Genomic DNA, 9598 nt, shown 5'->3' with positions numbered 1-9598 from the left:
GGATAATTTATTGTGCGCGCTCTACCAGCAGCAAAACAGTTTTGGTATTGCTTCTTTAGATATTGGTAGTGGCCGCTTTATCATTAACCAATTTCAACATACAGAAACATTACAAGCAGAGCTGCAACGCCTTAATCCAGCTGAGCTGTTGTACCCGGAAAACTTCGAACATATTGATTTAATTGAGCACTTGCAGACCATTCGCCGTCGTCCAGAGTGGGAATTTGAGCTTTCCACCAGCAAAAAAACGTTAAATCTGCAGTTTGGCACAAAAGATCTGATCGGTTTTGGTGTTGAAAAAGCGCAAGTTGCCCTTTGTGCTGCAGGCGCTTTACTGCAATATATTAAAGATACGCAGCGCACCAGCCTGCCGCATTTGCAATCTATCAAGCTCGAGCAGAATATCGATAGTGTTATTTTAGATGCCGCTACACGTAAAAATTTAGAGTTAACCCAAAACCTCTCCGGCGGATTTGATAATACCTTAGCGGAAGTGTTAGATTTCACGGTCACACCAATGGGCAGTCGCTTATTAAAACGCTGGATCCACCAACCAATCCGTAATTTTAATGTTTTAAATTACCGTCAAAGCATGATTCAAACCTTAATCGATTGTGATTTATGCGCTGATTTGGCAGAGCCATTAAAGCAGATTGGTGATGTAGAGCGTGTGATTGCACGTCTGGCACTGCGCAGCGCACGCCCAAGAGACTTAACGCGTTTACGCACAGCATTTTCGTTACTGCCTGAGTTACAACACCTGATTGCCGAGATGCCAACTGAATTAGTCAGCAAGCTCAGTAAAGAGATGGGCTCGTACCCGGAGCTTCTTGAATTATTGGAAAAAGCAGTGATTGATAATCCTCCTGTCATTATTCGTGACGGTGGTGTAATTGCCGAGGGCTATAATGAAGAGCTTGATCAATGGCGCAACCTTGCCAAAGGCGCCACTGATTACTTAGCAAAACTGGAGCTTCGCGAGCGGGAAGCAACCGGGATCGCGACTTTAAAAGTAGGTTATAACCGCGTGCATGGTTATTATATTGAAACCAGCCGCGCACAATCTGATGCGGTGCCAGTCCATTATGTTCGTCGTCAAACACTTAAAAATACCGAACGCTTTATTATTGCCGAGCTTAAAGAGCATGAAGATAAAGTACTTTCCAGCCAAGGCAAAGCGTTAGCATTAGAGAAAAAACTCTATGAACAATTAATTGATCAGTTACTGCCGCATCTGCAAAACTTGCAGTTTACCGCACAAGCACTGGCCGAATTAGATGTACTGAATAACCTGGCTGAGCGTGCATTAACGCTTAATTATGTTCGCCCGACACTGCAGGCTGAAAACGGTATCTGCATTGAAGAGGGTCGTCACCCGGTGGTTGAGCAAGTCAGTAAAACACCCTTTATTGCCAACCCGATAACGCTTAACGATCAGCGTCGTATGCTGATTATTACCGGCCCGAATATGGGCGGTAAATCAACTTATATGCGCCAGGTTGCATTAATGGTATTGATGGCTCATATCGGTAGTTTTATTCCGGCACAAAGTGCCAAAATTGGTCCTGTGGATCGTATCTTTACCCGTATTGGTGCATCGGATGATCTTGCCAGCGGGCGTTCAACCTTTATGGTTGAGATGACTGAAACCGCCAATATTCTCCATAATGCCACTAAAAACAGCTTAGTGTTAATGGATGAGATTGGTCGCGGCACCAGTACCTTTGATGGTTTATCACTGGCTTGGGCATGTGCTGAGCAACTGGCGAAAAAGATTCAGGCTTACACCCTATTTGCGACTCACTACTTCGAGTTGACCACTCTACCGGAAAGCATTCCGGAGTTAGTAAATGTTCACCTCGATGCTGTTGAACATGGTGACGGCATTGCGTTTTTGCATGCAGTGCAGGAGGGTGCCGCGAATAAAAGTTATGGTTTGCAGGTAGCATCATTGGCTGGCGTACCGAAAGAGGTGGTTAACAATGCCAAGCGTAAATTACAACAATTAGAGTTAGGCTCAAAGCAGAGCTTGAGTACGAATCAAGCAGTGCAAACAGTATTAAACTTTGCAGAACCGGAAACCTCCCCGGCGCTTGAGCTACTGCAAACTATCGATCCTGATGAGTTAAGCCCGAAAAAAGCGTTAGATTTAATCTACAAACTGAGCAAAATGAGTAAATAATTTTAAAGGGTTAAATTTTTAACCCTTTTTTTGCAAGTTAGCAGAAATGGAAAAGTAACAATAATAAAACCCGTTTAAGATTCAATCTCCTTAAACAAATGGACTAGCGGATGGCTAATAAACAAGTGTCAGAAACAGCTGACTCTACATCAATAAAACGTGCACAAAGATTTAATGAAAAAATGAACAAAGTGAAACATTATCTTGAGCAACATCTCGATGATAATCCCACTCTACAACAATTAGCAGCCATTAGTTGTTATTCAGAGTTTCATTTCCAACGTCTTTTTCATGCGTTTGTAGGTCAAAGTCTTCATGCTTATAAAAAACGTTTGTTATTAGAAAGAGCGGTCAAACAGTTGCGCTTTTCGCAAAGCACAATCACTGAGATCGCTTTTCAATGTGGCTTTCAAACACAAACATCGTTTAATAAGGCATTCAAAGCACAGTTTCAACACACTCCCAGCCACGTTCGTTTACAAAAGCAGATATTTATTGAATCTCAATTACAACCTTATGAAAAACGGAGTTTTACTATGCAAGTAAGTATTCAACAATTGAATGATATTGAAGTAATTTGTGCACGAGCAACAGGTGATTATGCTCAGGCGGCAGAACAAGCATGGCAAACGATAATGCCTTTTGCTTATGGGAATAAATTAATGAAGGACGATACCCGTGCATTTGGCATTTGCCATGATGATCCGAATGTAACGGAAAGTGCACTCATCCGTTACGATGCCTGTTTAGATATTGACGGTGATATTAGCAACTCACCAGAGTTGCAAAAAATAATCATTGCAGGAGGAAAATACGCGGTGTTTTTACATCAAGGTGCCTACGAGAATTTACAACAGACTTATTCACAAATTTATAATGACTGGTTAGTGAATAGCGAGTTTGAGTTGCGCGACCAGCCTTGTTTTGAAGTGTACTTAAACCGCGACCCACGCCACACTAAACCGGAAAACTTAAAAACAGAAATTTATATTCCTTTGAAATAAAGTCGGAAATATAAAATGACTGCTGAAACCTGCAAGCAGTCATTTTTTATCACTCTTTTGTAAGCCTTACTCTCTATTAGCCCAGCCCCGATGCGCTGCAAATTCATCAGCACTAATCACTGCATCACCATTTAGATCCCTGTTTTAGAACATATTGAGATGGTACCTAGCATGATAACCACGGCCGAGTTGCCTGCCGTTTTTCCCTAAATAGAGCATGCTCTTGTTCCGTTACTTGCCCATCTGCATTAGCATCCAAATCCTGATAAACGGGCTGAAACATCATTTGTGCATTATTGATATTACCTTGGCAACCTCTACCTCGGGCAAAACCAAGACCTTCTTCTGTCGCGTAAGCAAAACCAACATACAGTAACGCCGCGATAGCAATTGCTGAAATAATTTTGTGTTTCATAATAGCCCCCTTCTTTCCACTTCCTCCTATATGATTATAGTCCTAAAGGGGGATTTCAATTCGATTAGCAAAGGGCTTTACAGTACATTTACCTATTAATTATATCGCCACAAGGGCAATAATTTACTTACTGACACAGTAAAATCTAATCGGGTAGAGCTGTTTTTATACTATTCAGCTAAATAATTTTCCATCACTGCTAATTTATCTACTAATTACAGGATAAATAACAACTGAACTTAAAAAATAACTGCATGTAATAACTTGATTTTAAAGCCATTAATAAATTTTTAGAAAAACAACCCCACACTGAAATATTTCTGTCACATTTCTCTGTTTTAATCCGCCTGTCAAAAAACTGAAACACAATTGTCATATATGCCAAACAACTTGGCTATACCAACAGGTAATCAAAATGAGTGTAAATAAAAATAATCAAACACTAAGTAAGTTTTTAAATTGGTCTGCTGTTATTTTATTAGTTTACTGCATGTTAGTTGCGGTAAGCACAGTCAGCAGTGGTTTTAAACTGTTTTCAGGTGGAGCCAGTGGGGCTGAACAGATTTTTCAATTTGCCACCAATCCATTTGTGGCATTGATCTTAGGTACATTAGCTACCGCATTAGTACAATCTTCTTCAACAGTTACCGCTGTCACAGTTGGTTTAGTAGCAGGTGGTTTGCCTGTTTCTATCGCCATTCCTTTGATAATGGGTGCCAATATGGGCACCACTATTACCAATACCATTGTATCAATTGGTCATATTCGTGAAAAAGAAGACTTTAAACGCGCCTTTAGTGCGGCAACCGTGCATGACATTTTTAACTTAATTGCCGTAGCAATATTTTTACCACTGGAGTTAATATTTGGTTTATTAGAAAAACTAGCAGCAGCTACCGCACACCTTTTTGTTGGTAGCGCGGATATTTCCATCACAGGGCTTAATTTTATGAAGCCACTGACCAAACCAGGAGTGAATCTGATCAGTGATCTGCTGTCGTTTATGCCAGGTAAAATGGCAGGTGTGGCGATGGTTATCGCTGGTGTGTTTATTATTTTATTCTCGGTGACTTTTTTAGGTAAAGTGCTGAAAAAAGTATTAGTCGGTCGAGCTAAAAATATCTTACACCGTGCTATTGGCAAAGGGCCTTTAACCGGAATCAGCTCGGGAGCATTGGTTACCGTAATGGTACAATCGTCTTCAACCACCACCAGTTTGATGATCCCATTAGCAGGTAGCGGTATGTTTACTACACGCCAAATCTACCCGTTTACCTTAGGCGCCAATATCGGCACCACAATCACCGCATTATTAGCAGCGACTGCCATTTCAGGAGCGGCTGCAGAATCAGCTTTAACCATCGCCCTGGTACATTTCTTCTTTAACTTTTTAGCGGTTATTTTAATTTACGGTGTGCCTTACCTGCGCGAGCTACCTTTAAAAGCCGCGGAGCGTTTAGCGGAAGTGGGGAGTAACAACAAATTTGTGGCGTTTGCTTATGTGATAGGTACTTTCTTTGTTTTACCCGGTTTAATGTTAATGGCGGTTAGATAATTTCGATTGTACTTATTAATAGGGCAGAGATTTAACCAGCGTGACTAACAGCAGCTAGTCACGCTAAAAATCATTATTCACTTACTAATGAAACTAAATCTGCCGGGCGATAATAAACTGATTTTAACACTTTCCCCTGACGCACAATTTTCCCCGCCATTTGTATATCTTTAGCACATTTAGCAATAATGAAATCCCCCTTAACACTATCAATTAGCTCAACACCTTGTTTTGCATAAAAAGCCTGAGTCTCTTGATACTCTTGCGTATTACGACACACTTTACTCATATTGCTGGAATGCACCTCATCCCAACAAGGTAAAAAGTTAATTTCACGATGTTTAGCAACATTTAAAAACAGATCAATCAGATAACTAATTTCAAGATTATCATTCACCTGTTTAGCACCAAGGTGAACTAAACGTCCCATTAATACATACACACTATCAATAATCGCATCCGCTTGTTCCACTTTGCAGTCTGCAACTGCAAGCTCAGTTAACTCTTCAATAATCAAAGAGGTATGCAAAGTATCCGCTTTTTCATCTAACGAGCCAGGATCTTCACAAGGCAGATCAAAGGTCTGACGGAATAAAAAAATATCGCGATATAAGTGGTCATAAATCGGCTGGTTTAATAGTGAAAGTTTCATGCTGATGCCTTGTACAAAAAAAACAAGATTTTAACAATAAACAAATAGAAAGCACGGCAAAAAAGAAAAACAGATCGGAATTTGTCGTTATACTATATATACCCAAGCCACTTCAAGATGCAGGAATCAGCATCTTGAAGTGGTTTGGGTATAATTAACTAGGAGGAAATAGTTGCACAAATTCAGACTTAAACAGCAGGAAAAACTGTCCATAAAATTTGTCCATCAAATCAATAAGGGTGAACAGCGTCGAGTTGATATGTACTTCTCGCTACCTAAAGAGATGGGCATTAATAAAAACACCCTACCAGAAACTGAATATTTTAACGCCGCCATTAAAGGCCGACGCGCTTATTTCACTAAAGGTCTGCATCTTCCGCTATTACATACACGTTTTGCCAGCCGTATGAAACGCTCGCCCGAAGAGTATAAAAGTAACCTTAACCAATTTGCCTATCAGTATATTGTCGCCCTCGACACCGATACCCAGGAAGCATTAAATATTGATGATAGCGAAAGCCTGCGTGATTTTTATCATGCAGCTATTGATATTACCGAACAATGCCTGACCATTTTAAAAAAACATCGCAGCCATATTCCTACAGATATAAAGTTGCAGTCTATTTTTGAAAACGTCGACAACTATTTATCCTGGTATACCGAACAATCAATACTGCATATGCTGGCAAAAAAAACACGTAATGCAGAGTTTTCCGAAACGCGTCTGGCACTCCTTGGGATCTGTGAAGAGGAAAATGCATATCGTATAGACAAAGCCTATAACACCACCACAACACTTAATGATCCTAACCGTATTGCCAATAAAATGCGTTTATTACGCCGCTTAATTGAATTTGGCGTTATTTTTAAAAGCGAAACGCAGGAGTTAGGCAATATCACACGTAAAATTGTGACCGGTGTTGCGACCGCTTTAATTATGAGTGTGGTGCTAGTTTTAATTATCAAAACCCAAGGTGCATTAAGTAGTATAACCTCTCTGATGATTTTTGTTCTCGCCGTTATTTATGGCGTGCGGGAGGTATTTAAAGATGATTTTAAAAATATCCTATGGCGCTGGATAAGAAAAGGCAAACCGAAATGGTCACGCACCTTAAAAGATGTAATGAGCCAGACAGAAATTGCCAAACAGAAAGTTTGGTTAGATTATATAAAAGCGAAAAAACTACCCAAACAAAGCAAAGAGTTATTAGCAAAACGCCATACTCAAAATAAGCAGAGTGCTGAGTTTTTACACTATCGCATTGAAACAAAAGTGAATAAACAGGATTTTCAGGCTGGTTACGATACTATCGAAGAGACGATTGTATTCAGTCTGCGCCCGTTTGCCCGCTACTTAGAGCGCGGAACCGGTAAGGTATACGAGCAAAATGATCCTGCATCAAATAGAGAGAAAATTCAGAGTACCTCAATTGAACGCCGCTACCAAATCAATCTGGTGGTCGCGCTTGATCAAGGTGAATATGTTGAGCAGTTTGAGCGCTACAAAATAACCCTAGACCGTTCCGGTATTATCGAACTGGAAAAAGCGGGCGCTTCAGCAGGCAAAGACAAACCCAAACCAGATCGTTATTCAAAACTAAAGTCGTTATTGCATTTTAATAAACGCGTTTAACACTATAGCCAAACTACCTCAAGATGCAGGAATCAGCATCTTGAAGTGCTTTTGCTATAAAAGGAAGCTTTGCCTTCCTCTATTATTCTGCCACTAAGGTTTCAATGCGGTAAAAACCCTCTCCATTTTGACCTAGTGTCTGCGCTAAAAATGGCAGCGACTCCTGCATCTCTTTCTGCAAAGTCCAGGGCGGGTTAATAACGATCATGCCACTGGAAGTCATCCCTTTTTCGGCAGAATCGGCTTCAATGCCAAGTTCAAACAGCTGGATATTTCTAATACCGGACTGAAGCAACTCTCTTTCCATCTGATCGATAGTGTGACGATTAACAACGGGATACCAAAGCGCATAAGTACCTGTCGCAAAACGTTTATGCGCTTGAATTAAAGTATCTACTACTTCCTGGTACTCTGTTTTTACCTCATAAGAGGGATCGATTAAAATAAAGCCTCTGCGCTCTTTCGGGGGCATATTTGCAACCAAACCTTGTAAACCATCACTATTGGCCATTTTAATTTGACGATCACCGGAAAAATTTTCACGCATATTGGTAAATTCATTGGGGTGCAGTTCAAATAAAAACAGGCGATCCATCTCACGTAACATCTGCCGTGCAATGCTTGGTGAGCCGGGGTAAAATTCAAGTTTGCTTTGTGCATTAAATTCAATAACTTGTTCAAGGTACGAGGCCACAGGAGCCGGCAGTTCATCACGCCCCCACAGTTGCACAATACCATTATTAAACTCTTTGGTTTTTAGCGCTTCTGTTGACTGCAATGAATAAGCGCCACAACCTGAATGAGTATCTAGATAACAGAGTGGCTTATCTTTTTTAAGCATGTAATTTATAATCGACGTGGCAACCGTGTGCTTTAACACATCAGCAAAATTACCCGCATGAAAAGAGTGGCGATAGCTCAGCACTGAATACTCCAAAAAAATAAAATGGTAAGAACGCGGCATTATAATGAATATTCTCTATTTTTGCGCTAAAAAATCCCCCCCATTATTAGCAAGCGCATGTTATTATCTGCGCCCTAATTATTTGCCTTGTAATGGATCGATAATGCAACCTGATGCTCTAAACCCGATTGAAAAACGCACCGCGCTGTCGCTCTCCTTTGTTTTTGCACTGCGTATGCTAGGTCTGTTTATGATCATGCCGGTATTTGCCATTTACGGGCAAGAGCTTACTGGTTACTCTCCTCTTTGGGTCGGGTTGGCCATTGGCGCATACGGTTTAACACAGGCACTGTTACAAATACCAGCGGGTATGCTGTCTGACAAATTTGGCCGCCGCCCAATCATTTTTGCCGGGTTGATCATTTTTGCACTTGGCAGTTTAGTCGCCGCCTACTCCGACACTATTTATGGAGTCACCGCGGGGCGCGCATTGCAAGGGGCCGGCGCAATTGCCAGTGCTATTTTAGCCTTAGCGGCAGATGTGACTAGAGAAGAGCAGCGCACCAAAGCTATGGGCATGATAGGCGTTAGCATCGGCCTTGCCTTTGCCGTCGCGCTAGTGGCAGGTCCTGTTTTAGCGCCCATTATCGGCTTGCAAGGGCTGTTTTTTATTACCGCAGCCGGTGCATTAACGGGCATCGCGGTCGTTCATTTTATGGTGCCTCATGTGGTCAGTAAAGCACCTCGAGGTGAAACCATCGCCATTCCGGCCCTACTTGGCAAGCTAGCAAAAAATCCGCAACTACTACGTTTAGACTTGGGTATTTTTATACTGCATCTGGCGCTTACCGCTACCTTTGTCGCCTTACCTTTGCAGCTGCAAAACATGCAATTATCCGCAGAAATTCATTGGCATCTGTATCTGCCTGCATTATTAATCTCATTTCTTTTAATTATTCCGATGTTAATTATTGCCGCCCGTAAAGATATGAATAGACAGTTTTATCTCTTTGCCATTTTGCTGATGGCCGCCAGTTTAGTCGCAATGGCACTGATTTCTCAATCACTTATATTAATGTTTATCTGTATGTTGCTTTATTTTACCGCCTTTAATTTTTTAGAAGCTTCACTGCCCGCTTTTATCTCAATGCTTTCTCCTGCTGGCGCAAAAGGCAGCGCCATGGGGATCTACAGCACCTATCAGTTTTTAGGTGCATTTTTCGGTGGCGTTATGGGTGGGTTATCCTATAAAC

General features: G+C 41.3%; 8 protein-coding genes. 5 read left to right on the top strand and 3 right to left on the bottom strand.

Annotated elements, in window-relative coordinates; translation table 11 throughout:
- Both mutS and AC4GME_RS14375 read left to right on the top strand, forming a co-directional pair.
- On the top strand, positions 1-2182 hold a 2182-nt coding region (mutS, locus tag AC4GME_RS14380; RefSeq protein ID WP_490379634.1), incomplete at its 5' end, for a DNA mismatch repair protein MutS.
- A 110-nt stretch (positions 2183-2292) separates the two neighbouring features.
- Positions 2293-3186, top strand: coding sequence for an AraC family transcriptional regulator (locus AC4GME_RS14375; RefSeq protein ID WP_490376356.1), 894 nt, complete (start codon positions 2293-2295; stop codon positions 3184-3186).
- Positions 3187-3352: 166 nt separating this feature from the next.
- Here the strand turns inward: AC4GME_RS14375 and AC4GME_RS14370 are convergent, their stop codons facing one another.
- Complete coding sequence (locus AC4GME_RS14370; RefSeq protein ID WP_490376357.1) at positions 3353-3601, bottom strand: hypothetical protein; 249 nt, start codon at positions 3599-3601, stop codon at positions 3353-3355.
- 415 nt (positions 3602-4016) lie between these two features.
- Between AC4GME_RS14370 and AC4GME_RS14365 the strand changes: the two genes are divergently transcribed.
- Complete coding sequence (locus AC4GME_RS14365) at positions 4017-5156, top strand: Na/Pi cotransporter family protein (RefSeq protein WP_490376358.1); 1140 nt, start codon at positions 4017-4019, stop codon at positions 5154-5156.
- Positions 5157-5229: 73 nt separating this feature from the next.
- On the opposite strand, the gene AC4GME_RS14360 is transcribed toward AC4GME_RS14365, so the two are convergent.
- Complete coding sequence (locus tag AC4GME_RS14360) at positions 5230-5808, bottom strand: nucleoside triphosphate pyrophosphohydrolase family protein (RefSeq protein WP_490376359.1); 579 nt, start codon at positions 5806-5808, stop codon at positions 5230-5232.
- A gap of 172 nt (positions 5809-5980) precedes the next feature.
- On the opposite strand from AC4GME_RS14360, the gene AC4GME_RS14355 reads away from it, so the two are divergent.
- Positions 5981-7441 carry a hypothetical protein gene (locus tag AC4GME_RS14355; protein WP_490376360.1) on the top strand — a complete coding sequence of 487 codons (1461 nt, stop codon included), beginning with the start codon at positions 5981-5983 and terminating at the stop codon, positions 7439-7441.
- Between the two features lie 82 nt (positions 7442-7523).
- On the opposite strand, the gene AC4GME_RS14350 is transcribed toward AC4GME_RS14355, so the two are convergent.
- Positions 7524-8366, bottom strand: coding sequence for a 23S rRNA (adenine(2030)-N(6))-methyltransferase RlmJ (locus tag AC4GME_RS14350; protein ID WP_490376361.1), 843 nt, complete (start codon positions 8364-8366; stop codon positions 7524-7526).
- 142 nt (positions 8367-8508) lie between these two features.
- Between AC4GME_RS14350 and AC4GME_RS14345 the strand changes: the two genes are divergently transcribed.
- Positions 8509-9598, top strand: a 1090-nt coding sequence (locus AC4GME_RS14345; RefSeq protein WP_490379633.1) for an MFS transporter, incomplete at its 3' end; no start/stop codon positions are given.

It is taken from the genome of Psychromonas sp. (genome assembly GCF_983033635.1).
The sequence above is the reverse complement of the archived record's forward strand: the minus strand, read 5'-3'. Positions and strand labels throughout refer to the sequence as shown.